Source organism: Nocardioides sp. Root151 (genome assembly GCF_001427925.1).
GTDB lineage: Bacteria > Actinomycetota > Actinomycetes > Propionibacteriales > Nocardioidaceae > Nocardioides.
Genome location: NZ_LMGG01000004.1, coordinates 205,080 through 230,784 on the forward strand (window position 1 = coordinate 205,080; position 25,705 = coordinate 230,784).

26 protein-coding genes are annotated in these 25,705 nt (G+C 69.9%); 19 read left to right on the plus strand and 7 right to left on the minus strand.

What is annotated here, in order from left to right:
- Positions 1-70: 70 nt before the first annotated feature.
- Positions 71-1,858 carry an AMP-dependent synthetase/ligase gene (locus tag ASD66_RS09500; protein WP_056676610.1) on the minus strand — a complete coding sequence of 596 codons (1,788 nt, stop codon included), beginning with the start codon at positions 1,856-1,858 and terminating at the stop codon, positions 71-73.
- A 123-nt stretch (positions 1,859-1,981) separates the two neighbouring features.
- Here ASD66_RS09500 and ASD66_RS09505 point away from each other — a divergent pair, with 123 nt between their 5' ends.
- From ASD66_RS09505 to ASD66_RS09525, 5 genes are read left to right on the plus strand one after another with little or no spacing between them, the layout of a single operon-like run.
- A complete protein-coding gene (locus ASD66_RS09505; RefSeq protein ID WP_056676613.1) occupies positions 1,982-2,419 on the plus strand; it encodes an SRPBCC family protein in 438 nt (145 codons plus the stop codon).
- 16 nt (positions 2,420-2,435) lie between these two features.
- Positions 2,436-3,605 (plus strand): ArsA family ATPase, encoded by a 1,170-nt coding sequence (locus ASD66_RS09510; RefSeq protein ID WP_056890795.1) that lies wholly within the window; start codon positions 2,436-2,438, stop codon positions 3,603-3,605.
- Positions 3,602-4,015 (plus strand): hypothetical protein, encoded by a 414-nt coding sequence (locus ASD66_RS09515; RefSeq protein ID WP_056676619.1) that lies wholly within the window; start codon positions 3,602-3,604, stop codon positions 4,013-4,015. The genes ASD66_RS09510 and ASD66_RS09515 overlap by 4 nt, the downstream gene beginning before the upstream one ends.
- A 4-nt stretch (positions 4,016-4,019) precedes the next feature.
- On the plus strand, positions 4,020-4,961 hold the full coding sequence (locus ASD66_RS09520; RefSeq protein ID WP_056676621.1) for an ROK family glucokinase: 942 nt from the start codon (positions 4,020-4,022) through the stop codon (positions 4,959-4,961).
- A 4-nt stretch (positions 4,962-4,965) separates the two neighbouring features.
- On the plus strand, positions 4,966-5,910 hold the full coding sequence (locus tag ASD66_RS09525; RefSeq protein WP_056890796.1) for an ROK family protein: 945 nt from the start codon (positions 4,966-4,968) through the stop codon (positions 5,908-5,910).
- A gap of 86 nt (positions 5,911-5,996) precedes the next feature.
- On the opposite strand, the gene ASD66_RS09530 is transcribed toward ASD66_RS09525, so the two are convergent.
- Both ASD66_RS09530 and ASD66_RS09535 read right to left on the minus strand, forming a co-directional pair.
- The gene (locus ASD66_RS09530; protein ID WP_056890797.1) at positions 5,997-6,515 is read right to left on the minus strand and encodes a hypothetical protein; all 519 of its coding nucleotides are present in this window, start codon (positions 6,513-6,515) and stop codon (positions 5,997-5,999) included.
- 34 nt (positions 6,516-6,549) lie between these two features.
- On the minus strand, positions 6,550-7,344 hold the full coding sequence (locus ASD66_RS09535; protein WP_235530029.1) for an alpha/beta hydrolase: 795 nt from the start codon (positions 7,342-7,344) through the stop codon (positions 6,550-6,552).
- A 126-nt stretch (positions 7,345-7,470) separates the two neighbouring features.
- Here ASD66_RS09535 and ASD66_RS09540 point away from each other — a divergent pair, with 126 nt between their 5' ends.
- From ASD66_RS09540 to ASD66_RS09560, 5 genes are read left to right on the plus strand one after another with little or no spacing between them, the layout of a single operon-like run.
- Positions 7,471-8,235 carry a lysophospholipid acyltransferase family protein gene (locus ASD66_RS09540; protein WP_056676631.1) on the plus strand — a complete coding sequence of 255 codons (765 nt, stop codon included), beginning with the start codon at positions 7,471-7,473 and terminating at the stop codon, positions 8,233-8,235.
- A 14-nt stretch (positions 8,236-8,249) separates the two neighbouring features.
- Complete coding sequence (macS, locus tag ASD66_RS09545) at positions 8,250-9,413, plus strand: MacS family sensor histidine kinase (RefSeq protein ID WP_268788285.1); 1,164 nt, start codon at positions 8,250-8,252, stop codon at positions 9,411-9,413.
- On the plus strand, positions 9,410-9,934 hold the full coding sequence (locus ASD66_RS09550) for a flavin reductase family protein (protein ID WP_056890798.1): 525 nt from the start codon (positions 9,410-9,412) through the stop codon (positions 9,932-9,934). The genes macS and ASD66_RS09550 overlap by 4 nt, the downstream gene beginning before the upstream one ends.
- A 21-nt stretch (positions 9,935-9,955) precedes the next feature.
- The gene (locus ASD66_RS09555) at positions 9,956-10,618 is read left to right on the plus strand and encodes a response regulator (RefSeq protein ID WP_200949977.1); all 663 of its coding nucleotides are present in this window, start codon (positions 9,956-9,958) and stop codon (positions 10,616-10,618) included.
- Entirely contained in the window at positions 10,615-11,118 is a 504-nt protein-coding gene (locus ASD66_RS09560; protein WP_056890799.1) for a GNAT family N-acetyltransferase, read from the plus strand. The genes ASD66_RS09555 and ASD66_RS09560 overlap by 4 nt, the downstream gene beginning before the upstream one ends.
- Positions 11,119-11,134: 16 nt before the next feature.
- Here ASD66_RS09560 and ASD66_RS09565 read toward each other — a convergent pair whose 3' ends face one another.
- On the minus strand, positions 11,135-12,352 hold the full coding sequence (locus tag ASD66_RS09565) for an oxygenase MpaB family protein (protein WP_162254261.1): 1,218 nt from the start codon (positions 12,350-12,352) through the stop codon (positions 11,135-11,137).
- 83 nt (positions 12,353-12,435) lie between these two features.
- On the opposite strand from ASD66_RS09565, the gene ASD66_RS09570 reads away from it, so the two are divergent.
- Positions 12,436-13,047 (plus strand): TetR/AcrR family transcriptional regulator, encoded by a 612-nt coding sequence (locus ASD66_RS09570; RefSeq protein ID WP_082599426.1) that lies wholly within the window; start codon positions 12,436-12,438, stop codon positions 13,045-13,047.
- Positions 13,048-13,093: 46 nt separating this feature from the next.
- Positions 13,094-13,984: a hypothetical protein gene (locus ASD66_RS09575; RefSeq protein WP_056676650.1), complete on the plus strand. Its 891-nt coding sequence runs from the start codon at positions 13,094-13,096 to the stop codon at positions 13,982-13,984.
- 33 nt (positions 13,985-14,017) lie between these two features.
- Here the strand turns inward: ASD66_RS09575 and ASD66_RS09580 are convergent, their stop codons facing one another.
- Entirely contained in the window at positions 14,018-15,490 is a 1,473-nt protein-coding gene (locus ASD66_RS09580; protein ID WP_056891417.1) for an FGGY family carbohydrate kinase, read from the minus strand.
- 49 nt (positions 15,491-15,539) lie between these two features.
- Positions 15,540-16,364, minus strand: a complete 825-nt coding sequence (locus tag ASD66_RS09585) for a DUF1028 domain-containing protein (protein ID WP_056676653.1) — start codon at positions 16,362-16,364, stop codon at positions 15,540-15,542.
- A 58-nt stretch (positions 16,365-16,422) separates the two neighbouring features.
- On the opposite strand from ASD66_RS09585, the gene ASD66_RS09590 reads away from it, so the two are divergent.
- From ASD66_RS09590 to ASD66_RS09620, 7 genes are all read left to right on the plus strand, one after another.
- Entirely contained in the window at positions 16,423-17,085 is a 663-nt protein-coding gene (locus ASD66_RS09590) for a hypothetical protein (protein ID WP_056890802.1), read from the plus strand.
- A gap of 24 nt (positions 17,086-17,109) precedes the next feature.
- Positions 17,110-18,135, plus strand: coding sequence for a 6-phosphofructokinase (locus ASD66_RS09595; protein WP_056890803.1), 1,026 nt, complete (start codon positions 17,110-17,112; stop codon positions 18,133-18,135).
- An 83-nt stretch (positions 18,136-18,218) separates the two neighbouring features.
- A complete protein-coding gene (locus tag ASD66_RS09600) occupies positions 18,219-18,740 on the plus strand; it encodes a SigE family RNA polymerase sigma factor (RefSeq protein WP_056676663.1) in 522 nt (173 codons plus the stop codon).
- On the plus strand, positions 18,737-19,738 hold the full coding sequence (locus tag ASD66_RS09605) for a hypothetical protein (RefSeq protein ID WP_056890804.1): 1,002 nt from the start codon (positions 18,737-18,739) through the stop codon (positions 19,736-19,738). Before ASD66_RS09600 ends, ASD66_RS09605 begins: the two co-directional genes overlap by 4 nt.
- Before the next feature lie 204 nt (positions 19,739-19,942).
- Positions 19,943-21,382, plus strand: a complete 1,440-nt coding sequence (locus ASD66_RS09610; protein ID WP_082563640.1) for an APC family permease — start codon at positions 19,943-19,945, stop codon at positions 21,380-21,382.
- A gap of 47 nt (positions 21,383-21,429) precedes the next feature.
- On the plus strand, positions 21,430-22,761 hold the full coding sequence (locus tag ASD66_RS09615; protein ID WP_056890805.1) for a class II 3-deoxy-7-phosphoheptulonate synthase: 1,332 nt from the start codon (positions 21,430-21,432) through the stop codon (positions 22,759-22,761).
- A 161-nt stretch (positions 22,762-22,922) separates the two neighbouring features.
- Positions 22,923-23,924 carry a threonine aldolase family protein gene (locus tag ASD66_RS09620; protein WP_056890806.1) on the plus strand — a complete coding sequence of 334 codons (1,002 nt, stop codon included), beginning with the start codon at positions 22,923-22,925 and terminating at the stop codon, positions 23,922-23,924.
- Between the two features lie 130 nt (positions 23,925-24,054).
- Here ASD66_RS09620 and ASD66_RS24925 read toward each other — a convergent pair.
- Positions 24,055-25,705 (minus strand): hypothetical protein (locus tag ASD66_RS24925; RefSeq protein ID WP_200949978.1); only part of this gene is annotated, 1,651 nt, incomplete at its 5' end.

Here is a 25,705-nt window from a genome sequence, read left to right on the forward strand (position 1 = left end):
TGAAGTGACCCGCCTGAAATGAACGCGGTGCCCCCGACCTGTCGGCCGGAGGCACCGCGAAGGATGTGGATCAGTGGCCGTAGAGCGCGGCCACGTCGGCGCGGTGCTCGCGCATGACGACGTTGCGCTTCAGCTTGAGCGACGGCGTGAGCTGGCCGTCCTCCTCGGTCCAGTCCATCGGCAGGATGGTGAACTTGCGGATCGACTCGGCCTTGGAGACGGCGTTGTTGGCGTCGTCGACCGCTGACTGAACTGCGGCGCGGAGGTCCTCGTCGTCGACCAGGTCGGCGATCGACCCGCTCTTGCCGTTCTCGAGCGCCCAGTGCGGGAAGGACTCCGGGTCGATGGTGACCAGCGCGCCGATGAAGGGCTCCCCGTCGCCGACCACGATGCACTGGCTGATCAGGGCGTGGGCGCGCAGGCGGTCCTCGAGCACGGCCGGGGCGACGTTCTTGCCGCCGGCGGTCACCAGGATCTCCTTCTTGCGGCCGGTGATGCGGACGAAGCCCTCGTCGTCGAGCTCTCCCACGTCACCGGTGTGGAACCAGCCGTCGGTCAGCGCCTCGGAGGTGGCCTGCTCGTTGTCCCAGTAACCGGCGAAGACCTGGCCGCCCTTGAAGAGCAGCTCGCCGTCGTCGGCGATGCGGGCGGACGTGCCACCGAGCGGGCGTCCCACGGTGCCGACCTTCTGGGCGTCGGGCAGGTTCACGGTCAGCGCCGCCGTGGTCTCGGTCAGGCCGTAGCCCTCGAGGATCACCAGGCCGATGCCGCGGTAGAAGTGGCCCAGGCGCTCACCGAGTGGTGCGCCACCGGAGACGGCGTACAGGCATTCGCCGCCGAGGGCGTTGCGGAGCTTGCCGTAGACGAGCCGGTCGAAGAGTGCGTGCTGGGCGCGGATCCGGAGGGGCACCCGACCGCCGTCCTGCGCGCGGGACCAGGCGATCGCCGTGTCGGCGGCACGCTGGAAGATCTTGCCCTTGCCGTCGGCCGACGCCTTCTGCGACGCGGTGTTGAAGACCTTCTCGAACACGCGGGGCACGGCGAGGATGAACGTCGGCTTGAACACGCCGAGGTCGTCCACGAGGTTCTTGATGTCGGCCGAGTGGCCCATGCGGACCCGTGCCTTGACGCAACCGACCTGGATGATCCGGGCGAACACGTGGGCCAGCGGCAGGAACAGCAGCGTCGAGCCGTTCTCGTCCTTGAAGAGCCGGTCGAGCTCGTGCACCGCGGAACCCAGCTCGAACATGAAGTTGCCGTGGGTGAGCATGCAGCCCTTGGGGCGGCCGGTCGTCCCGGACGTGTAGATCAGGGTGGCCAGGTCGAGGGGCGTGGTCGCGCTCCGGCGCTTCTCCAGGGTCTCGTCGTCGATGTCGGCGCCCAGGCTGGTGAGTACGTCGACGGCGTTGTCGTCGATCGTCCACACGTGGTTGAGCTCGGGCAGGTTGCCGCGCAGGGCGGAGACCTTGGCCAGGTGGTCGGCGCCCTCGGCGATGACGGCCTTGGTGCCGGAGTTCTCCAGGATCCAGGCGATCTGGTCGGCGGAGGAGGTCTCGTAGATCGGCACGGTCGCGGCACCGGCGAACCAGATGGCGTAGTCGAGGAGGGTCCACTCGTAGCGGGTCTTGGAGAGGATCGCGACGCGGTCACCGGCCTCGATGCCGGCGGCGATGAGTCCCTTGGCCACACCGGTGACCTCGGTGTGGAACTGGGCGGCGGTGACGTCGACCCAACCGTCGCCGGTCCGGCGACTGAACACGACCGAGTCGGCGTGGTCACGCGCATTGGTGACGACGTCGTCGGTCACGTTGCCAGTCGCGGGAATCTCCACGGTCAACGGCGTGGCGAACTCTCGCATGCCGGCCTCCTTCTGCACTGCATGGGAACGGTGTACGCCCGCACGTTACCGGCCATCCACGTACCGCGGGTATCCGGTAGGCTCGCGTGACTCGACACCGCCCATCTCCAAGGGGAAACACCGATGGCCGAACAGACCACGTCCTCCATCGTCATCGACGCCGAGGCGGCGTCCGTGATGGAGGTGATCGCCGACTTCCCGGCGTACCCCGCGTGGGCGAAGGGTGTGAAGACCGCCGACGTGCTCGGCACCTTCGACGACGGGCGTGCCACGCAGGTCTTCTTCGAGCTCGACGTCTCGCCGATCAAGGACGAGTACACCCTCGCCTACACCTGGCATGGCGACCGTGAGGTCACCTGGACCCTGGTCGAGGGCAAGATGCTGCGCGCGCTCGACGGCGCCTACGTCCTGCGGCCCCTCGGCGCCGGCTCCACCGAGGTGACCTACCGCCTGTCCCTCGACGTCTCGATCCCGTTGATCGGCATGCTCAAGCGCAAGGGCGAGAAGATCCTCATCGACACCGCGCTCAAGGGACTCAAGAAGCACGTCGAGTCCCTGTGACCGGTCCCGCCTGACCGTGCGCATCCTCCTCTTCACCGGCAAGGGCGGCGTCGGCAAGTCCACCGTCGCCGCCGGTACGTCGGCACTCGCTGCCGCCCGTGGCCTGCGCACCCTCGTGCTGTCCACCGACGCGGCGCACTCGCTGGCCGACGCCTTCGGCATGCCCGTCGGCGCCGAGCCGACCAAGGTGGCCGAGAACCTCTTCGTGCAGCAGGTCGACGCCCAGCGACGGTTCGAGCAGTCGTGGGCCGACATCCAGGGCTACCTGCTCTCGGTGCTCGACGTGGTCGGTGTCGACCCGGTCGCGGCCGAGGAGCTCACCGTCATCCCCGGCGCCGAGGAGGTGCTGGCCCTCCTCGAGCTGCGCCTGCACGCCCTCTCGGGCACGTGGGACGTCATCGTCGTCGACTGTGCACCGACCGCGGAGACCCTGCGACTGCTCGCCCTGCCGGAGGCGCTCGGGTGGTACATGCAGCGGGTCTTCCCGTTCGAGCGCAAGGTGGTCAAGGCGCTCAAGCCGGTGCTGACCCGCGCGGCCGGCGTACCCATGCCCGGCGACTCCGTCTTCGACGCCGTCGAGCGGCTGCACGCCGAGCTCGACGAGGTGCGCGAACTGCTCTCCGGCCCCGACTCGAGCGTGCGGTTGGTGATGACGCCCGAGACCGTGGTGCTCGCCGAGGCCCGCCGCTCCTTCACGACGCTGTCCCTGTTCGGCTACCGCGTCGACGGCGTCATCGCGAACCGGGTCTTCCCCGTCGGTGAGGGCGACGCGTGGCGGGCCGGCTGGGTGGAGGCCCAGGCCAAGGTGCTCACCGAGGTCGACCAGTCGTTCCCGGGACTGCCGATCTGGCGGTCGGTCTACCGCACCGGCGAGCCGGTCGGCGTCGAGGCCCTGCGCGGCCTGGCCGACGAGGTGTACGCCGGCACGGACCCGCTGGCACCACCCACCGGCAACGGGCCGATGAAGGTCACCCGCACCGAGACCGGCGCCGTCCTCGAGCTGGCACTGCCCAACGTCGAGAAGGCCGACGTCGATCTCGCGCGGCATGGCGACGAACTCGTGGTGACCGTGGGGTCGTATCGTCGTCTTCTCTCGCTGCCTGCCGGGTTAGCCCGGCACCAGGTCAGCGGCGCCAAGGTCAGCGAGGGCGCACTGCACGTCCGATTCGAGGAGAGAACAACGTGACCGACGGGGACGACACCCGCCCAGGGAGCACACCCGGACCGGACGACGTCGGTTCGGTCGCCGACGAGGCGGCCAAGCTGTTCGGTGCCCTGTCCGGTTGGGCCCGCACCCACGGCGCCGACCTCGGCGCCGGCGTCGGCGACCTCGCGGGCGCCGCGGCCCATGCCGCCCATGATGTGAACGAGCACCTCGCCACCGGCGCTGCCGAGTGCACCTACTGCCCGATCTGCCGGGCGGTCCACGTGGTGCGCGAGCTGAGCCCCGAGGTGAAGAACCACCTGGCCGTCGCGGGCGCGTCGTTGATGCACGCCGCGGCAGCGTTGATGGCCAGTGCGGTGCCCGACGACGCGAAGAAGCGTGACGACGGAGTCGAACACATCGACCTCGACGCGGACTGGCCGGAGGACTGAACACATGAGCCTGACCATCGGTGTGGACGTGGGTGGAACGAAGATCGCAGGCGGCCTGGTCGACGAGTCGGGTCAGGTGCTCGAGCAGGCCAAGGTCGAGTCACCGGCCCAGGACGCGGCGGCGATCGTCGAGTCCATCGCCGAGATGGTGTCCACCCTGCGCGCCGATCGCGATGTCGTGGGTGTGGGCATCTCGGCGGCCGGTTTCATCGACGCGGCCCGGGCGACGGTCTACTTCGCCCCGAACCTGGCCTGGCGTGACGAGGACCTGAAGGGGCGCCTCGAGGAGTCGTGCGGGCTCACCGTGGTCGTCGAGAACGACGGCAACTCCGCCGCATGGGGTGAGTTCACCTACGGTGCCGCGGTCGACGCCGACGACCTGCTGATGGTCGCGGTCGGCACCGGTGTCGGCGGCGGGATCGTGGTCGACGGCCAGCTCTACCGTGGCGGTTTCGGCATCGCCGGCGAGATCGGCCACATCCGCATCGAACGCGAGGGCCGCCAGTGCGGGTGCGGCCAGCGAGGCTGCCTGGAGCAGTACGGCTCGGGCACGTCCCTGGAGACCCAGGCCCGGGCGGCCGCCACGAAGGACGCGCGGGCCGCGTCCGCCGTACTCGAGCTGGCCGGCGGCGACGTGGAGGCCATCGAGGGCCCGATGATCACCGAGGCCGCCAAGGCCGGCGACGCGTTCGCGATCGCCCGCCTCGCCGAGCTCGGCGGCTGGCTGGGTGAGGGTGCCGCGCAGCTCGCGGCAGTCATCGACCCCGGCGTGATCGTGCTCGGCGGAGGAGTGGCCGAGGCCGGCGACCTCGTGCTCGAGCCGATGCGCACGACGTACGAAGCGCAGCTGACCGGCAGTGGCCACCGCCCGGTCGCCGAGCTGCGGCTGGCCACCCTGGGCAACACGGCCGGCCTGATCGGCGCCGCCGACCTGGCTCGACGCTGACCCGATGAGCGGCGTGTGGGTCGGTATCGACATCGGGGGCACGAAGGTGCTCGCCGGCGTGGTGGACGCCGAGGGTCGCGTGGTGCGCACGTCGCGGCGCGCCACCCCGGGGCGTCGCGTCGAGGCCGACCAGGTCGAGGCGGCCCTGACCCGTGCGCTGCACGACGTCTCCGGCGACGACGAGGTGTTGGGCGTCGGCCTGGCCGCCGCCGGGTTCGTGGACGCGACCGGCGAGCGCGTGATGTTCGCCCCGCACCTGCCCTGGGTCGACGCACCGGTCCGGGCGATGCTCGAGGAGCGCTGGCAGGTGCCGGTCGCCCTCGAGAACGACGCCACCGCGGCCGCCCACGCCGAGGCGACGTACGGCGCTGCCCGGGACGTCGACGACGCGATCGTGGTGACGATGGGCACGGGCATCGGCGGTGGGGTCGTCCTCGGTCGCCGGCTGCATCGTGGCTGGAACGGCATGGCCGGCGAGTTCGGGCACATGCAGGTGGTGCCCGACGGTGCCGACTGCGAGTGCGGCGGGCGAGGCTGCTGGGAGCAGTACTCCAGCGGCAACGCGCTGGTCCGGTTCGCCCGGGAGCGGCTGGGCAGCGGCCCGTCGATCCTCGAGGACCTGTGCGGCGGGAACCCGGCAGCGCTGAACGGCCCGATGGTCACGCAGGCCGCCGAGGAAGGTGACCTCCTCGCCCACGAGGCCTTCGGTCATGTCGGGGACTGGCTCGGTGTCGGGTTGGCCAACCTGGTGGCCGCCTTCGACCCCGCGCGACTCGTGATCGGCGGGGGACTCTCCGCGGCGGGCGACCGGCTCCTCGAACCGGCCCGCACCGCGCTGCTGCGCTCACTGGTGGGTGCGGGTCACCGACGCATTCCGCCGCTGGTGGCCGCGCAGCTCGGCCCCGAGGCCGGGCTCGTCGGTGCCGCCGACCTTGCCCGCCACCGCTGACCTGTCGCTGGTTCGGATCGACCTGTCGTGAGTTGGCGTGCGTGCGAAGAACTGGCGACGGGTCGACAAGAACTGGCGACGGGTCGCTAGACGCGGGAGCCGTCGTCCCACGGGTCGCGGGGGTCGTCGGGCATGGTGTGCACGAGGTAGAGGAAGCCGCCGACGAACCAGCCCACCAGCAGCAGGGCGAGCAGCCCGCGGAACGGGTGGCCGAGCACGAGGGCGACCAACGCGATCACCGGGGCCAGGAAGACGCCGAGCCAGCCCAGCAACCGGGGTGGCTCGGGCAGGGGGATGCGCTCCGGCGGGGGCGGGACGTAGCGGCCCTCGTCGTTCCAGGAGCGCAGCTCCGGAGGTTCCTCGGGCTCGGGCACGGGGAGGGGAACGGCAAAGAGCTGGGGCTCGGGCTCCACCGCGTCGGAGGGCGGGCCGGACTCGGGCGCCTCGGCGACGTCCTCGGTCTGGAGGCGGCGCTCGGCCTCGGGCGCCTCGGCGACGTCCTCGGTCTGGAGGCGGCGCTCGGCCTCGGGCAGCTCGCCGTCGTCCGGAGCCGTGTCGTAGTTGTCGACGATCTCCCTCCAGAGAGCGTCCTCGTCCCGTTCCACGCTGCCCAGCCTACGAGGCACCTGGAGAAGGTGCTCAGACCGAGTCCGCACCCTCGGTGGCGCTGACGCCGCGGATGAACTCCAGGGACTCCTCGAAGATCGTCCGGGCATCGTTGTCGAGGGTGGCCACGTGATAGCTGTCGGGCAGGAGGCGCTCCTCGAAGCTGGTCGAGGACACGCCCGAGCGGACCACCTGGACCGACGACGGGTCCACGACGTGGTCCTCCGCCGAGCGGAAGAATCGGATCGGTGCGGTGACCCGCGACAGGTCTGCACGCAGCGGCTTCCAGGCCCGCACCATCGAGTGCAGCGCGTTGAGCGGAGTGCGGTCGTAGCCGACTTCGTCACCGCCCGGCTTCTTGATGTCGTTGCCGATGCCGGGCATCGACCTCACGAACCGGCGTACGACGGGCACCGCGACCAGCTGCTTGTTGGTGGAGGCCACCGCCGCGTTCACGAGCAGGACGCCGGCCACGTCGTCGGGCCGGTCCGCCGCCAGGCGAAGGACCAGCGCGCCGCCCATCGAGAGTCCGCCGACGACGACCACGTCGTTCTCGCGGACCAGCTTGTCGAAGGACTTGGAGACCTCGGCGTACCAGTCGTCCCAGGTGGTGAGGTTCATGTCCTGCCACGTGGTGCCGTGGCCGGGAAGGCGAGGCACCTCGACGGCGTACCCGTGGTCGGCCAGGAACTGCCCCCAGGGACGCATCGACGCGGGGGAGCCGGTGAACCCGTGGCTGAGGAGGACGCCGACCCGCAGGTCCGGAGTGCTGGTGGCCTCGGGGCGGGCGGACGCGGACAGGGGAGCGACGCGGTCATCGGTGGGCACACCGGGATTGTGCCCCATTCCGGGGCCGACGGGTGGCTCCCCGGACAAATCAAAAGGGGGCTACTCTTCGACGTGGCCGCTGATCACGTGGTGGCCGCGAGGACGTCGACGAGGAGGGACAGCCGGGTGTTCTACTGGTTCCTGAAGTTCATCGCCATCGGGCCGTTGCTCCGGGTCATCTTCCGGCCGCAGGCCGAGGGCCTCGAGAACGTCCCCGAGACGGGACCGGGCATCCTCGCCAGCAACCACCTGTCGTACGCCGACTGGCTCTTCATGCCCTTGACGCTGCCGCGCCGGGTCTCGTTCGTGGCCAAGGCGGAGTACTTCACCAGCCCCGGCCTCAAGGGCTTCTTCCAGAAGCACTTCTTCCGCGGATCGGGCCAGATCCCGATCGACCGCTCGGGCGCCAACGCCGCCGAGGGTGCCCTGCTCTCGGCCAAGGCCGTCCTCGGCCGCGGAGAGCTCTTCGGCATCTACCCCGAGGGAACTCGCTCCCACGACGGCAAGCTCTACCGCGGCAAGACGGGCGTCGCCAGGCTGGCCCTCGAGACCGGTGTGCCGGTGATCCCGGTGGCGGTCGTCGGCACCGACGTCGTGGCGCCGCCCGGCAAGAAGTTCGGCAAGGTGACCCGCCCGATCGTGCGCTTCGGCAAGCCGCTGGACTTCTCGCGCTACGAGGGCCTCGAGAACGACCGCTACATCCTGCGCTCGATCACCGACGAGATCATGTACGAGATCATGAACCTCTCCGGCCAGGAGTACGTCGACATGTACGCCACGCGCGCGAAGGAAGAGTCCAAGCGACTCGAGAAGGAAGCCGCCGCCGCGAAGGACGCTGGCGACAAGGGCACTGGCGACAAGGGCACCGGCGCGTCGAAGCAGGCGTCCTGAGCCACGCGGGGGCCCTGCCGTCCGGACGCGACGCCGGACCGCGCGACGCTGCCCTCGCGGTCGAGAACCGCATGTTCCGGGCACTGGCCGTGCTGCGCGTCGTCCTCATCGCCAACACGGTCGGGCTGACCGTCTTCCGCTTCGACAACTTCACCCATCGCGGCCTCGGGCTCACCGTGGTTGCGGTGATGGTGCTCTGGACGGCTGTCGCGATCTGGGCGTACGACGACCAGCGTCGGCGGGTCCCCGCGTTGCTGGTGGCCGACCTCGCGATCGCGTTCGGTGCGCTGGTGTCCACACCCCTGGTCAAGGGCGACGGCTTCAACGCGACCGTCCCCGGATTCTGGATCGCCGGAGCCCTGATGGCATGGGCGATCCACTGGCGGTGGGCCGGCGCGCTGGTCGCCGCGACGGTGCTGTCCGCGACCGACCTGCTGATCCGGCCGAACATCACCCAGACCAACTACGGGCACGTGTTCCTGCTGATGATCGCCGGCCCGATCGTGGGCTACATGTGCGGTTCCCTCCAGCGGATGGCCGCCGAGCGTGACCGTGCCGAGCGCGCCGCGGCGATCGCCGAGGAACGCGCCCGCCTGGCTCGCGCCGTGCACGACGGGGTGCTGCAGGTCCTGGCGTTGACCCAGCGCAAGGCCCCCGAGCTCGGCGGTGAGGGTGCCGAGCTCGGCCGGTTGGCGGGGGAGCAGGAGCAGGCGCTGCGGTCACTGATCCGCCAGCAGGACACGTTGCAGACCCCGGAGTCGGCGGTCGCCGATCTCGGCGGCGTGCTCGAACGCCTGGGCAACCGCAAGCCACCGGTGGTCAGCGTGGTCACGCCCGGCGTGGCCGTCGACCTGCCCCAGCCGGAGGTCGCGGAGATCACCGCCGCCGTGGGCGCCTGCCTCGACAACGTCGCGGTCCACGTCGGCGAGGACGCCCGGGCCTGGGTGCTGCTCGAGGACCTCGGCGACCGCATCGTGGTCAGCGTGCGCGACGAGGGGCCGGGCATCCCCGAGGGTCGGCTCGAGGCGGCGGACGCCGACGGCAGGCTCGGGGTCTCCGAGTCGATCCGGGGCCGGATCCGTGACCTGGGCGGCACGGCCGAGCTCTTCTCCACGCCGGGGACCGGCACCGAGTGGGAGTTCACGATCCCGCGACTACCCCTAGGCTCTTCGTCGTGACCATCCACCGTGAGCACCCGTTCCTGGAACCACCCGGGGAGCGTGACCCGATCCGTCGACTCCGCGGTCGTCTCGGCGGGCAGGTGACGCTGTGGACCAGCGGCTCCCCGTCGGAACGCGCCGGCCTGACCGTCTCGTCGTTGATGGTCGCCGCGGGCCAGCCCGGACGGGTCCTGGGCCTGATCGACCCGGACTCCGACCTGATGGACCTGCTGGCGGACTCAGGCACGGCGGCGGTGTCGCTGCTGCACTACCGGCACCACAACCTGGCCGACATCTTCGCCGGGACCGTCCCCGCACCCGGCGGCCAGTTCACGCAGCTCGACGAGGGCGTCACCTGGACGGACACCGAGTGGGGGCCGGTGCTGTCGACGGTCACCACGTGGGTCGGCGTTCACGTCGAGTCGGTCACCGAGGTCGGTTGGTCGAACCTGGTGACGGCCACCGTCGAGCACGCCGTGATCGGTGACGACGGCGAGCCACTCGTGCACCGCCGCGGCCGCTACCAGCACGCACACTAGGGTTCGAGCGACACGAGGAGGATGCGGATGAGCGGGGACGAGCCGATCCGGGTGATGGTGGTCGACGACCACCCGATGTGGCGTGATGCCGTCGAACGCGACCTGGCAGCAGCAGGGCTGAACGTGGTCGCGGTCGCCGCCAACGGGTCCGAGGCATTGGCCCGCTTCCCGGCAGCCCGCCCGCAGGTGCTCGTGCTCGACCTGCAGATCCCCGCGCCCAACGGCGTCGAGGTGACCGCCGAGGTGGTGCGCCAGGACCCGTCCACGCGGGTGCTGATCCTCTCCGCGTCCGGCGAGCAGAGCGACGTGCTCGATGCCGTCAAGGCAGGCGCCACCGGCTACCTGGTGAAGTCGGCCTCGCGCGAGGAGCTGCTCGACGCCGTACGCCGGGTGGCCCTGGGCGACACCGTCTTCACACCGGGACTCGCCGGCCTGGTGCTGGGGGAGTACCGCCGGCTCCTCGACGCACCCACTGACGACGGCACCCCGAAGCTCACCGACCGCGAGACCGAGGTGCTCCGGCTGGTGGCCAAGGGAATGTCCTACAAGCAGATCGCCGAGCGGCTCGTGCTCTCGCACCGCACCGTGCAGAACCACGTGCAGAACACCCTCCGCAAGCTCCAGCTGCACAACCGGGTCGAGTTGACCCGCTACGCCATCGAGCAGGGTCTCGACGAGGAATGACCCAGGCGTCCACTTGGCGCCGTGCGGCTCCTGACGAGGTGCTGGCGCTGATGGAGCTGGAGCGCGACGCCAACCTGGCCGCCCTCGGCCACGTCTTCCCCGGCCCGTTCCCCGAGGACGACGTGATGGCGCGGTGGGCCATCGTGCTCGACGACCCGACCGTCCGGGTCGAGGTGGTCGACGGCCCCGGTCGGCTGCGCGCCGTCACGGCGTACGACGACAGCTCGTTGCGGCACCTCTTCGTGCACCCCGACTCCTGGGGCGAGGGTCTGGGGCGGGAGGGTGCCGTGCGGGCGATGGCGGCCGGTGGGCTCGGGATCCACCTCTGGGTCCTCTCCGCCAACCGGCGCGCCCGGAGGCTCTACGAACACCTCGGCTGGACGCCGACCGGGCAACAGCAGGAGTCGGTGTGGCCGCCGCATCCGACGGAGCTGGAGTATGAGCTCCGGCGTCAAGGTGGAACATCACAGTCACCCCATGACCGGGATGTTCCACGTTGAAGCTCGACCAGCGACCTCAGGGAGTGCGGGCAGGATGAGGTCGGCCGGTGGCGGGGGAGTCGTCGACGAGGTCGTGCCGGACGCCGTAGCGGGAACGCAGCCGGACCTCCTGCTTGTCGCGATAGCGCTCACCCATGCGGGTGCGCATCGGCAGGGTGCCGGGGATCTTGTCGATGACCAGATTGATCATGAGGAACAGCGCGCCGACCAGCCGGATCAACGGGGTGAGTCTCGTCGCCGGCACGCTGAGCTCCGTGGCGATGTCGTTGCCGAGGAAGATGCGCTCGAGGCCGTGCACGACCGGCGGTGCGACGTCGTACAGCCGGCGTGGCAGGAGCTCCTCGATCTCGGGCACGAGGAAGTCCTCGTTGATCGCGGCCACGAGCCGGACGCAGTAGTCGTCGACCGGTGGCCGGGTCAGCAGATAGAGGTCCTCGAGCACCCCCTGCTCGGCCGCGTCGGTGGGCAGCAGCGACGCGTCGATGCCGAGCAGGTGACCGACGTAGCGCCACGTGTCGTAGTAGGCGTCGACCTCGCGGGGAAGGTACGCCGCACCGATGGCGCGCATGCCGCGCAACGGGATCAGGCAGAACTCGATCAACGTGTAGGCCAGATAGGCCTGGCAGATCGGCACGCCCCACGCAGCCGTGTCCCAGTCGGGCGAGGCGAGCAGCTGGCGGCGCACCAACGCGTGGATGATGCGGACCCGCACGGTCAGCTCGAAGCCCGGCTGGTCGCGCTCGAGGCCGTGGTCGGCGTTGATCGCCAGGAGCCACGAGCCGACCTCGATGGTGCGCATGCCCGCGTTCTCGACGTACCGACCGGTGAGCTCGAGTGGACGCGATGCGGCGGAGTTGGCGTAGCCACTGACCAGCGACGCGGCGCCGAGCACGATGCCGGCCTGCCGGGTGTAGCGGGCCAGGTGGCGTGAGTCGCGGTTGATCTTCGCCAGGTCGACCCAGCCCGGGCGGGCGTCCAGCTGCGCGAACAATGCCCGCAGCGAGTCGGGTGCGTCCTCGACCGCATCGACACCGTCGCGGCAGGCCTGCCGGAGCATGCGCATGCCGCGGCCGTGGCCGATGGTCGCGAAGTCGGCGACGAACGCATCGGCCAAGGGGTCGCCCTGCCACATGCCGTCGAAGTACGTCGTGGCGCGGTCACCGAACAGGCGCAACGCCTCGTCGCGGTTGCGCAGGCTGGACGGGGTCTTTCCGTCGACGGGTGTGGCTGCCATGCTCAACAGCATAAAAGTGGGAAAGTCTCACGTTCTATTCACTTTTTTCGGCGCGCTCCGGCAGGCCGCGAAAGGGCTCCGTCATGGCTCAACGACAGCGAATCAGGCCCACGCAGCAGCGGGCCGTCCGGATGCGAAGAGACCTCCTCGACGCGACTGTTCAACTTCTGGAGGAGGTCGGCTCCGAACGCCTGACCACCTCGGCCATCGTCGAGCGCGCCCACGTCAGCAGCGGAACGTTCTACCGCTACTTCGACGACAAGGCCGGAATCCTCGAGGTGCTGCGCCAGGAGGCCGTCACCGAGATCGCCGCAGACCTGATGGCCGGCGTCGCCCGTGCGCTCGACCACGACCTCCGCGAGGCCGTGCGTGAGGTGGTTGCCACGTTGACCGACGCGTTCGAGCGACACGCGCCGGTGATCCTGGCGATGGTGGACGCAGTTCCCTCGGGAACGCAGTCCAACGTGATGCCCGAGATCGAGGCCGGGTTGGTGAATCTGGCGCGGGTCATCCCGATGCGCCACCTTCCCGGGGTGTCTCCGGAGCGCCTGGAGGCCCTGGTGTTCGTGACGATGGGTGTCACCCAGGCGTCCTGCCTGCGCATTGCGCTGCAGAGGCCCACCGGCAGCTCACGCGAGGAGCTGATCGACATCGCCACCGACATGCTCACCGCAGGGTTGCGGGGCACGGCGTGAGTGATGCCCGAATGGTCCGCCCGTCCGGCATCACTAGGATCAAGGCGTGACCACGCTCCTCGAGGCAGCCGACACCCTCTACGGATTGCCGCTTCCCGAGTTCACTCCCGCGCGCGACGCGCTGGCCAAGGAGCTGCGCGCCACCGACCGTCCGCTCGCCGACCTGGTCAAGGCACTGAAGAAGCCGTCCACGTCGGCGTGGGTGGTCAACCTGCTGGTTCGCCGCGACCCCGACCAGGTCGACCAGGTGCTGGTGGTGGGGGCCGCCCTGCGCGAGGCGCAGGCCTCGCTCGACGCGAGTGAGCTGCGCGCGCTCACGCGGCAGCGCCGCCAGCTGACCTCCGCGATCACCCAGCAGGCAAGGGCATTGGCCGTCGAGCACGGCCAGAAGGTCACCGGTTCGGTGGCCGACCAGGTCGAGGCCACGCTCACCGCGGCCATGGTCGACGAGGCCGCCGGCGCTGCGGTGCGCACGGGGCTGCTGGTCAACGCCATGACCTCCACGGGCATCGAGGCCGTCGACGCGGCGGCGTACGTCGCCGTGCCCGACGCCGCCGGTTTCGCGCCGAGCCAGATCGAGGCTCCGGCGTCGCACCCGCCGGAGTTGCACATCGTGCCCGACCCGGACGAGCAGGCGAAGCGGCTGGACTCGGCACGGCAGCAGCTCGCCGAGGCCGAGCGTGAGGCAGACGCCGCGAACGAGGCACTGACCGCGGCCGCCGACGAGGTGGCCGAGCTCGAGGCGCGCAGCCTCCAGATGCAGGCCGAGATCGACGAGCTGCGTCGCCGGCTCGCCGAGCACGAGGAGGAGCAGGACCAGATCGACGACCAGTTGGGCGATGCGCAGCAGGTGGTGGAGTCGGCGCGCGACGACGTACGCGAGGCCGACCTGGCCCGGCAGCGTGCGGCCGCGAAGGTCGAACGTCTCGAACGCTGAGGCGGGTTCGAGACACTCGCTCCTCGAGCACCGTCAGGCGTCGGCCCAGTTCTTCGATCGGTTGACCGCGTCGATCCACTTCGCGTGGGCGGCGTCTGCCTTCTCACGTACGCCGTCGGTGGGGGAGAAGCTGCGGTCGAGCAGCCAGGTCTCGCGCAGGTCGTCGGTGCTCTCCCAGACGCCGGTGCCGAGCCCGGCCAGGAAGGCTGCCCCCAGGGCAGTGGTGTCGACGATCTTCGGGCGCTCGACCGGTAGGCCGATCTGGTCGGCCTGCACCTGGCAGAGAAGGTCGTTGGCCGAGGCGCCGCCGTCGACCTTGAGTGAGGCCAGCGACGGCATGGTCTCGAGCACGTCGCGCACCTCGAAGGCGATCGCCTCGAGGGTGGCCCGCACGATGTGGCCGCGCGTGGTGCCGCGGGTCAGGCCGATGATGAGGCCGCGGGCCAGTGGGTCCCAGTGAGGTGCCCCCAGCCCGGTCAGCGCCGGCACGAACACGACACCCTCGGAGTCGGGCACGCTCGCCGCGATGGCCGCTGTCTCCGCGGCCGTGCCGACGATCTGGAGTCCGTCGCGCAACCATTGCACGGCCGCGCCGGTCACGAAGATCGCCCCCTCGAGGGCGTAGGTGAGCTCCCCGGACGGCGCGCGCCAGGCCGCCGTGGTCAGGAGCCCCGCGTCGCTGCGGACCAGCTCGGTGCCGGTGTTGGTGAGGATGAACGAACCGGTGCCGTAGGTGCACTTCGAGTCGCCGGGATCGAAGCAGGTCTGGCCGAACAGGGCCGACTGCTGGTCCCCGGCGATGCCGGCGATCGGCAGCGAGAGCCCGCAGAACGTCTTGGGATCGGTCACCGCGACCTCGCCCCAGTTGGGCACGAGGTCGGGCAGCGCCTCACGGGGTACGCCGAACAGCTGGCACAGCTCGTCTGACCAGTCGCCGGTGGTCAGGTCGAAGAGCAGGGTGCGTGACGCGTTCGAGACGTCGGTGACGTGCCAGGTGCCGCGCGTCATGCGGGCGATCAGGTAGGAGTCGACGGTGCCGATCGCGTAGCGCCCCGAGGTGACCAGGGCCCAGGTGTTCGGCTCGTTCTCGGCGAGCCACATCAACTTGGTGCCGGAGAAGTAGGGGTCGAGGCGCAGCCCGGTCAGCTCGGTGACCCGCTCCTCGTGGCCGGCGTCGCGCAACCGCGTGCAGATGTCGGCCGTACGCCGGTCCTGCCAGACGATCGCGCGCCGCGGAGAGCCGAGGGTCTCGCGGTCCCACAGCATGATCGTCTCGCGCTGGTTGGTGATGCCGATGCCGCTGAGCTCTCCGTCGTAGCCCGCGATCGCAGTGCGTGTGGCCTCGAGGGTGGCCTGCCAGATCTCCTCGGGCACGTGCTCCACCCAACCGGGACGGGGGAAGTGCTGACCGAACTCCTGGTAGCCGCGGGAGGCGATGGTGCCCTCGGGCGTGACCACGAGTGCGGTGACACCGGTGGTGCCCGCATCGATGGCGAGGATGCTCATGCGGGGTCCCCGTGCGAAGCGGAACGGAGTGAGCATTCGGATGGGGTGCTCATGCGGGGTCCTCGGTGGCACGCAGGATGGCCAGCACCCGCTGGTCTATCCACGACCCACTGGGCGCCACGCGCATCTCGTAGTTCTCGGTGCCGGCCCACTCGAGAAGGTCGTCGTGGCCCAGAGCCCGCACCAGTGCAGTGATCTCGGCGTCGAGCTCGGGCGTGACCTCCACCTTGTCCTCCTCGCTGGTCGCGGTGAGGAAGAGGTCGTTCAGCTCGAGCAGGCGGGCCAGCTCGGTGACCGGAGCGGTGTGGTCGTCCACGCGAAGGTCGACCGCGACGTCGTCGTGGCCGCCGTACCCGGCCTCCTCGCGCACGACGAGCAGGGCCGCCGACTGCCGGCCGCGGCGGTCGCCGCCGGCCTCGTCCCCGGCGCGCAGGGCGGCGAGCAGCCGGTCCGCGAAGGGCCGGTCTGTGCCCGCCAGCCAGGCAGCCTCGATCGCCTCGACCACCTCGGGCCCGGTGAGGATGTTGCCCTGGATCGCGTAGCCCTCGCCGGTCAGCCCGCCGGCCCAGTCGAAGCAGGCCGGTCCGGTGTGGGAGGCCGCGCCGCCGTCGACGTCGACGATGCCGACCTGGCGGTGGTCGCGGTCGGGGTCCTCCTCGAGCAGTCGCTGGAGGGCGACCGAGGCGGTGGCGCCCTCGTCGAGATGGGCCAGGGCCAGGCCCTTGTAGGAGACGTTGGCGTTGGCCTGGGTGGCGATGGCTCCGATGCCCGCGACGGCCGCCGGTACGGCGTTGCCCACGGCGAGGAACTTCGACGCCACGGCGACTCCCCACGACTCGCCGTCGTCGGACCGGGCCACGATCGAGAAGGTCATGGACCAGACCCTAGCCGCGTCGAGGGTTGGGACGTCGCGGTCGGGAGAGAATGCCGGCATGTTGAACGACCTGTCGACCTTCACCCGCGCCACCATCTTCGGACAGCTGGTGCCGCTCGGCATGCTGTGGGGCGCCATTGCGGGCATGGACTCCTCGGACCCCGACGTGAACCGGTTGGTGGTCATCGCCGGCGTCAGCCTCCTGTGGATGGTCGGGTGGGGCGTGTTCGTGGCGTGGGTGCCGCGTCGTGCCGCCCGTCGACTCCACGCCGAGGTCGAGCGCGGGAGTCGCGAGATCATCTCCGGTACGACCACCGCACCGATCGCCCCGGCGCGTGTCGTGCGCGAACGCCGTTGGAAGAAGAACCCCCCGCTGGCCCTCGGTGCCGAGGAAGGGCGAGGCGCTGCGGCGTACAGCGTCGCGTTCACCGTGCTCCCACCGGACGGTCCGCCGCGACGCGTGGCCACGCTGAGCCCGGTCTCGCTGTCGAAGGGCACCTCCGCACTCGTGGCACTGCACCCCGACCTGCGCGAGGTCGGCGTACTCGACATGCGGGTGACGAACGCACAGGTGGAGACGTCGGCCCGGGACCCGCGCTGGCGCACCGATCGACTGCCCACGGACCGCACGGTGGTCGGTGGCTACCTGATGCTGGTGGTGGCGCTCGTGGCCGGGATCGCCGCGGGGTTCGCGATCGGCTGGTTGCTCTGGTTGATCTGACCGAACGATGCAAGGGTGGGGGACATGCGAGTCGGAGTGCTCACCGGTGGTGGCGACTGTCCAGGCCTGAACGCGGTGATCCGGGCCGTCGTGCGCAAGGGCATCACGATTCACGGGTTCGACTTCGTCGGCTACCGCGACGGATGGAAGGGCCCGCTCGAGGGACACACGATGCCGCTCGGCATCGAGCAGTGTCGTGGGATCCTGCCGCGCGGCGGCACGATCCTGGGCTCCTCGCGGACGAACCCGTTCGCGATCGAGGGCGGTGTCGAACGGATCCGTGAGAACCTCGCCCGTGACGGGATCGACGCCCTGGTGGCGATCGGCGGAGAGGACACCCTCGGCGTCGCGACCCAGTTGGCCGGCCTGGGCGTCGACGTGGTCGGCGTGCCCAAGACGATCGACAACGACCTCTCCGGCACCGACTTCACGTTCGGCTTCGACACCGCGGTGAACATTGCCACCGAGGCGATCGACCGACTGCACACCACCGCGGAGTCACACCACCGCGTGCTGGTGGTCGAGGTGATGGGACGCCACGCCGGCTGGATCGCGCTGCACTCCGGGTTGGCCGGTGGCGCCAGCATCGTGCTGATCCCCGAGCAGCCCTACGACATCGCCGAGGTCTGCCGGCTGGTGGAGCGCCGGTTCGAGAGCGAGTACGCACCGATCATCGTGGTCTCCGAGGGAGCCACGCCACGTGAGGGCGATGCGTCGCTGCAGGAGGCCGACCTCGATGCGTTCGGGCACGTGCGTCTCGGTGGCATCGGCGACCGACTGGCCCGCCAGATCGAGGAGCGCACCGGCAAGGAGGCGCGTTCCGTGGTGCTGGGCCACATCCAACGCGGTGGCACACCGACCGCCTTCGACCGCTGGTTGGCCACCAGGCTGGGACTGCAGGCCGCAGACGCCGTGGCGGAGGGTGACTTCGGCACGATGATGGCGCTGCGTGGCACCAGGATCGTGCGCATCCCGTTGGCCGAGGCGACCGGCGAGCTCAAGCTGGTCAGCCCCGAGGAGTACGCCGAGGCGCAGGTCTTCTTCGGCTGAGCCGATCTTTCCTGCCCCCGCACAGAACCCCACAGCCTCCGGATCCGTAATCAGGGGTGACGACAGGGAAGAAGGGGGACCGGATGCGCGGGTCTGACCAGGACCATGAGTTCGACGAGTTCGCGGTGGCAGCGTGGCCGCGACTGCGCTGGGCGGCGTACCTGCTCACCAGTGACCACCACCTCGCCGAGGACCTTGCACAGACTGCTCTGGTGCGCACCTACTCCTCGTGGCGCAAGGTGCGCCACGAGGACGCGATGGCCTACACCCGCAGGGTGCTGGTGAACCTCAACATCGACCGCCTGCGACGGCGGCGGGTGCACGAGGTCGGCGACGAGCATCTCGGTGACCGACCGGAGCCCGAGACCGGTGACCCGCTCGGCGACCGCGACGAGCTGGTGCGGTTGCTGGCGACCCTCACCGAGAAGGAACGTCGGGTGCTCCTGCTCCGGCACTACTTCGACCTGTCCGAGGCGGCTGCGGCTGCCGAGCTCGGCATCGCACCCGGCACGGTCAAGAGCACGTTGTCGCGTGCCCTGGCCAAGCTCCGTGCGACCGCCACGGAAGCAACGACGGACACCATCACCACGGGGAGAAACCGATGACCAACGAGATCGAACACCTGGAACAGAGCCTGGCGACGCCGCGGAGTGAACTGCTCGGCCGCCCCGACCTCGACACCATCCACGCACTGGGGCGACGACGTCGCACCGGGCGCCGCCTTGCCGTCGGGCTCGGGGGCGCACTCGCGGTCGCCGTACTCACCGCCGCCGTGGTGAACGGCATGCCCGGCGCCGACCAGGACCGGCCTGCCGACGACCAGGTCGCCAACGATGCGCAGGCCGACCAGCTGCGGCCGATCGCCCAGCGCGCGCTGGACGAGATCCCCGGCGCGGTGCAGGTCTCCCCGAGCCAGGTCGTGGTGCCGGGTCCCGGCACGGCACCTGGCCCGGGCGAGGAACAGGCGCTCGGACCGGAGCGCTTCGTGGGCGACCCGATCACGATGGGCAGCCACTACTACACGGGTGTGACCAGGTACGCCGCTGACTCGTTCCCCGACTGGCTCTATCGGGGCGTCGAGGAGATCGAGCAGGGCGAGCTCGCCGGCGAGGACGGAAGCTACCCGGTCGGATCCACCGAGATGGGCATCCTGGTCGACGGCGGCAGCGTCGAGCTCGCCTGCATGCGGGCCTGGGACTGGAACGCCGACAAGCCGGTCGACGGTCCCTGCGACCCCGCCCTGATCGCCGACGACGGCGCCCACCGCTACTACATGTGGGGCATGGGCACGGACGACTTCCTGAAGCCCGGCTCGCAGCTGGAGATGTTCAGCTCCGACAACTACTCCACCGGCAGCCCGACGACGCTGTGGGTCGGTGGCGCGGACGGCACCGACGTGGCGCGGGTCGAGTACGTCGCGACCGACGGGACCCGCACCGATGCACAGGTCTCGTCCGATGCGCTGGTCCCGGGAGAGACGATGTTCTGGGCCGACGTCACCGGCACCCTGGCCAAGGTGGTCACCTACGACGCCGCAGGCAAGGTCATCGAGGACCACCCGATCCGACCCTGCGACAGTCCGACCGACTGCGAGGTCCGCTGACCCTGCACAGCAACGGCGCCGTCCATCCCTGACGGGAGGGCGGCGCCGTTCTGCGTGCGACCGGACGGCGGAACGACGTACCCCGGGAAGGGCGAGGGTTGTTGCCAAAGTTGCACCGTCGGGCCAGAGTGAACAGGGTCAGATCGAGGTCGCCTTGCCGACCGCGGCTCGTCCGGAGTCGTGAACCCGCCAGTGGAGGTCTTCATGAGTACGACGCCCGACGAAATGTCCGAGGTCTCACCCGGTGACGAGGCCACGGAGCTCCATCGGGCGATCGGACCCAGGCTCCTGCTGCTCTTCATCGTCGGAGACATCCTCGGCACCGGTGTCTACGCGCTGACCGGCGACGTCGCCGGCCAGGTCGGTGGCGCCGCCTGGGCGCCGTTCCTGGCCGCCTTCATCGTCGCCACGATCACGGCCTTCTCCTATCTCGAGCTGGTCACGAAGTACCCCCAGGCCGCCGGGGCCGCGCTCTACACGCACAAGGCGTTCGGCATCCACTTCATCACCTTCATCGTGGCCTTCACGGTGATGTGCTCCGGCATCACGTCGGCATCCACCGCGGCCAACGCGTTCGCCGGATTCCTCAGCGACGGGTTCGAGCTCGGCTACGAAGCCGGCAGCACGCCGATCCTGCTGATCGCCCTCGGCTTCATGGTCCTGATCGCCGCGGTCAACTTCCGCGGGGTCAGCGAGAGCGTGATGACCAATGTGGTGCTCACGATGGTCGAGGTCTCCGGCCTGCTGCTGATCATCTTCGTCGGGTTGTACGCCGTCACGCAGGGTGATGCCGACTTCTCACGCACCGTCGTGTTCGAGTCACCCGAGGACAAGTCGATGTTCATCACCATCTCGACCGGCACCGCGTTGGCGTTCTTCGCGATGGTCGGCTTCGAGGACTCGGTGAACATGGCCGAGGAGTGCAAGAACCCGGAGCGTGACTTCCCGAAGATGATGCTCACCGGGCTCGGCATCACCGGGCTGATCTACGTGCTGGTCGCGATCACCGCGGTGGCACTCGTCCCCGTCGGCGACCTGACCAACGCAGACAAGGGCAGCGCCCTCACCCAGGTCGTCGCCGCGGGCGCGCCCGACGTCCCGTTCGACCGGATCTTCCCGTTCATCGGCATGTTCGCGGTCGCCAACTCGGCACTGATCAACATGCTGATGGCCAGCCGGCTGCTCTACGGCATGGCCAACCAGGGCGTCCTGCCCAAGCCGCTCGGACGCGTGCACAAGGTCCGCCGCACGCCGTACGTCTCGATCCTCTTCACCACCTTGATCGCGCTCGGCCTGATCACCTACGTGGTGATCGAGAGCGGCAGTGAGGCCGGGGCGAACACCGTGTCGCTGCTGGGCGGCACGACCGCCCTCCTGTTGCTCGCGGTCTTCACCGTGGTCAACATCGCGCTGATCGTGCTGCGCAAGGACGTGGTCGATCGCCCCCATTTCCGCACTCCGACGGTGATGCCCTACATCGGTGCGATCACGTGTGCCTATCTCGTCGGGCCGTGGGCGCGCACCGAGAAGCAGATGGACCAGTACCAGATCGCCGCGATCCTGATCGGGCTCGGTGTCGTGCTCTGGGCACTCACGTGGGCCGTCACCCGCAGGGGCAAGGAAGTCGAGTTCACGGGGGAGTAGTCCGGAGCGGATGCGGTCGAGGGTCACCCACGTCGTAGTCTTGAACCGTGATTCCCGACCTCGCCGCCCTGCACGCCCAGGGTGCCGCCCAGCAGCCGACGTACCCCGACTCCGAAGCGGTCGACGCCGCTGTCGCGCGGCTGCGTCACTTCCCGCCGCTGGTCTTCGCCGGCGAGTGCGACGAGTTGAAGACCAAGCTGGCCGCGGTCAGCCGGGGCGAGGCGTTCCTGCTCCAGGGCGGTGACTGCGCGGAGACGTTCGCCGGGGTCACGGCCGACAACGTGAAGAACAAGCTGCGGGTGCTCCTGCAGATGGCGGTCGTGCTCACCTACGCCGGCTCAGTGCCCGTGGTGAAGCTCGGTCGCCTCGCCGGTCAGTACGCCAAGCCGCGCTCGAGCGACACCGAGACCCGTGGAGACGTCACCCTTCCGGCGTACCGCGGCGACGCGGTGAACGGCTTCGACTTCACCCCCGAGGCCCGCACGCCGGACCCGCAGCGGCTCGTCGACGTCTACAACGCCTCGGCCGCCACGCTGAACCTGATCCGCGCCTTCGTCAACGGTGGGTACGCCGACCTGCGGCAGGTGCACACCTGGAACAACGACTTCGTCCGCGAGTCGCCCCACGCCCAGCGCTACGAGCTGATGGCCGGCGAGATCGAGCGCGCGCTGACGTTCATGAAGGCGATCGGCGCCGACCCCGACGAGTTCCACCGGGTCGACTTCCACTCCAGCCACGAAGCGTTGGTGCTGGAGTACGAACACGCGATGACCCGTATCGACTCGCGCACCGAGCTGCCCTACGACGTGTCGAGTCACTTCGTGTGGATCGGCGAGCGCACCCGCCAGCTCGACGGCGCCCACGTCGAGCTGCTGAGCCGCATCCAGAACCCGATCGGCGTCAAGCTCGGGCCCACCTCGACCGCGGATGACGCGCTGGCCCTGGCCGCCAAGCTCAACCCCACCAACGAGGCCGGCCGACTCACGTTCATCACCCGCTTCGGCGCCGGCAAGATCCGTCACGGACTGCCCAGCCTGGTCGAGAAGGTCACCGCTGCCGGCGTCAACGTGGCCTGGGTCTGCGACCCGATGCACGGCAACACCTTCGAGGCGTCCTCGGGCTACAAGACCCGCGCCTTCGACGATGTCATCGAGGAGGTGCAGGGATTCTTCGACGTCCACCGTTCCCTCGGCACCTGGCCCGGCGGCGTCCACGTCGAGCTCACGGGTGACGACGTGACCGAGTGCGTCGGCGGTGGCGAGGAGCTTGCCGAGATCGACCTCGGCAACCGCTACGAGTCGGTGTGCGACCCGCGCCTGAACCGGGTGCAGTCGCTCGAGCTGTCCTTCCTCGTCGCCGAGATGCTGCGCAAGGCCTGACTTCCGCTCGCCGGGCCGCCGGGGAGCCTGCTCGGGAACCCGTTCGGGACGCCCTGCGTCGGGGTTGCCCTGAGGACCGGTGTGCAGGACGTTGTTCGGGACGTCCTGCGTCGGGGTTGCCCTGGCGACCGGTACGCAGGACGTTGCGGCAGGATGGCTGCATGAGTGACGTCGTCGACCTGCGCAGTGACACCCTGACCCGTCCCACGGCTGCGATGCGGGCGGCGATGGCGGACGCCGAGGTGGGCGACGACGTGTACGGCGAGGACCCCACCGTGCGTGAGCTCGAGGAACGGGTCGCCGACCTCTTCGGCCATGAGGCGGCGCTCTTCACCCCCACCGGGTCGATGGCCAACGTGCTCGCCGTACGCACTGTCGCCGGCGTCGGTGAGGAGGTGCTGTGCGACGCACGGGCCCACATCGCCCGCGCCGAGCTCGGTGCCCACGCGGCGTACACCGGCATCACGATGCGCACCTGGAGCCACCCGCTCGGAGGCGTCGACCTGCCCGCGATCAAGGAGCTCTTCGCACCCGACATGGGTCCGTTCTTCGTGCCCACTGCCGCGATCGCCGTCGAGAACACCCACAACTTCGCCGGCGGCACGGTCGTGCCGATCGAGGACCTGCAGGCGCTTCGGGCGTACGCCGACTCGGTCGACGTCCGCATCCACCTCGACGGCGCCCGGATCTGGAACGCGCACGTCGCGACCGGTGTCCCACTGCGCGACTACGGGCAGGTCGCCGACGTGCTGGCCGTCTGTCTCTCCAAGGGACTGGGCGCGCCGGTCGGGTCGCTGGTGGTGGGCAACGCCGCGGCGATCGAGGAGAGCCGGGTGTGGCGCAAGCGCATGGGAGGCGGCATGCGCCAGGTCGGCATCCTGGCCGCGGCCGGTATCCACGCGCTGGACCACCACGTCGAACGACTGGCCGAGGACCACGACAACGCCAGGTTGCTCGCCGAGGCGCTCGGCGTCGACCCGGCCACCGTGCACACCAACATCGTGGTGGTCGACCGTGAAGACGCCGCAGCGTTCGTGGCCGCAGCGGGGGAGTCCGGTGTACGCATCTCGGCAGTCGGGCCCACGGCCGTGCGCCTGGTCACCCATCTCGACGTGAGCCGCCAGGACGCCGAGCGCGCAGCACTCGTGCTCACACGACTCTGAACATCGACAAGAATGCGATTCACAGGCACCAGGTGACTGCAGATCGCATCCTTGTGCGCGATGGACCGTGAAACGACGACAGCCGCCGATCCGGAATCCGGACCGACGGCTGTCGGAGTGCAGTGCAGACCTACTGCTGGGGCGGCTGCCAGCCACCCTGCGGGTTCTGCGGCGGCTGCTGGCCGTACGGCGGCTGCTGCTGACCCCACTGGTCCTGCTGAGGGGGCTGCCCCTGCGGAGGCTGGCCCTGAGGAGGCTGCGGCTGGCTCCACTGCTGCTGACCGGGCTGGCCGTACTGCTGCTGCGGCGGCTGGTTGCCCCACTGCTGCTGGCCCGGCTGCTGACCCCACTGCTGCTGACCCGGCTGCTGGCCGGGTTGGCTCTGGAAGTTCGACGCCTTCGCCTTCAGCGCGTTGACGTCGAGCTTGCCCGTCACCACGAGGATCACGGCTGCCGCCACCAGGGAGAAGACCATGAAGAGCAACAGGGTGGTGCCGCCGGAGAGCCCGCCGGCGATCGTGTAGTCCTCGCTGTCGAACTCGCTGGTCACGTGGACGTTCGAGAGGCGGACGAGCAGCGGAACGACGATCAGCATCGAACCGATGTAGACGCCCACGTTGTAGAGCGGGTTGGCGGTTCCGGTCGAGCGCTTGATGACCATCCACACCGCGGCGGCGAGGGCCGGGATACCGACCAGAAGCGCGACCCAGAAGATGGCGCCGTGGTCGCCGGCGAAGTCGCCGACCCAGGCGGGAGCGCCGCCGGCGTCGTCGATGGCTTCCTCGAGCTGGTCGGCGATGTCGTCGTCGCTGGACGAGGAATGGAAGCCGAGCTTCGACAGTGAGCCGAGACCGATCATGTGCAGGCCGATGCCGGGCAGGTTGCCGAGCAGGCCCATTGCGGGCGCGAACCCGCGGGCATCCTTCTCGCCGGCGATGATCGCCACCATGTAGAGGAGCCCGGCCGGGATGGTGGCCAGGATCAGGGTGGTGAAGCCGATGATCGGCGCGGCCACGAAGTCGTGCACCTTGGCCAGCACCTTGTCGCCCAACCAGTCGCGGCGGACCAGGCAGGTCAGGGCCAGGACCAGCGCGAGGATGATCAGCGGCAGAAAGATCGACCCGCCGATGGACAACGTGAACTTGCCGTTCGCGAGGCCCACGGGCGCGCCGAGGAAGTCGAAGTCCTCGCTCTCGCCGCCGGAGCTCTCGTAGCCCTTGAGCTTGGGCTCCCAGATCTTCATCACGATGGCCAGCACCGTGCTGAAGACGGCAAGGATCAGCGCCGCACGAACGGCGTCGATCAGGGCTTCCTTCACGCTGGTGTAGTTGGCCGTCGAGCGGCGGAAGAGGTAGACCGCCGCGCCCAGGGCGAGGAGCGTGGCGAGCAAGGGGTACTGGCCCAATGACGTGGTGGCGTCGCCGTCGTCCTGGATCAGGTCGGCGCCGAACGTGGCACCGGTCAGCAGGAAGGTGGCGCCAATGGCGCTGGCCACATCGAGCTTGTCGGCAGTCGTGAACGCCAGGATCAGGGAGATCACGAACGCGACGCCGAGGGCCGCACCGGCCACCATGGCCATCCCGGCCCAGTTGCCGACGAGCAGCTTGCTGAAGTCGAAGTTCACACCGTTGCCGCCACCCTGGGGGCCGCCGTACTGCGGCTGGCCGAACTGCTGCCCCTGCTGACCCCACTGCTGCCCGGGCTGCTGGCCCTGGGGTGCGCCGTACTGCGGCTGCTGCGGGGCGCCGTACTGCTGCTGGCCCTGGGGAGCGCCGTACTGC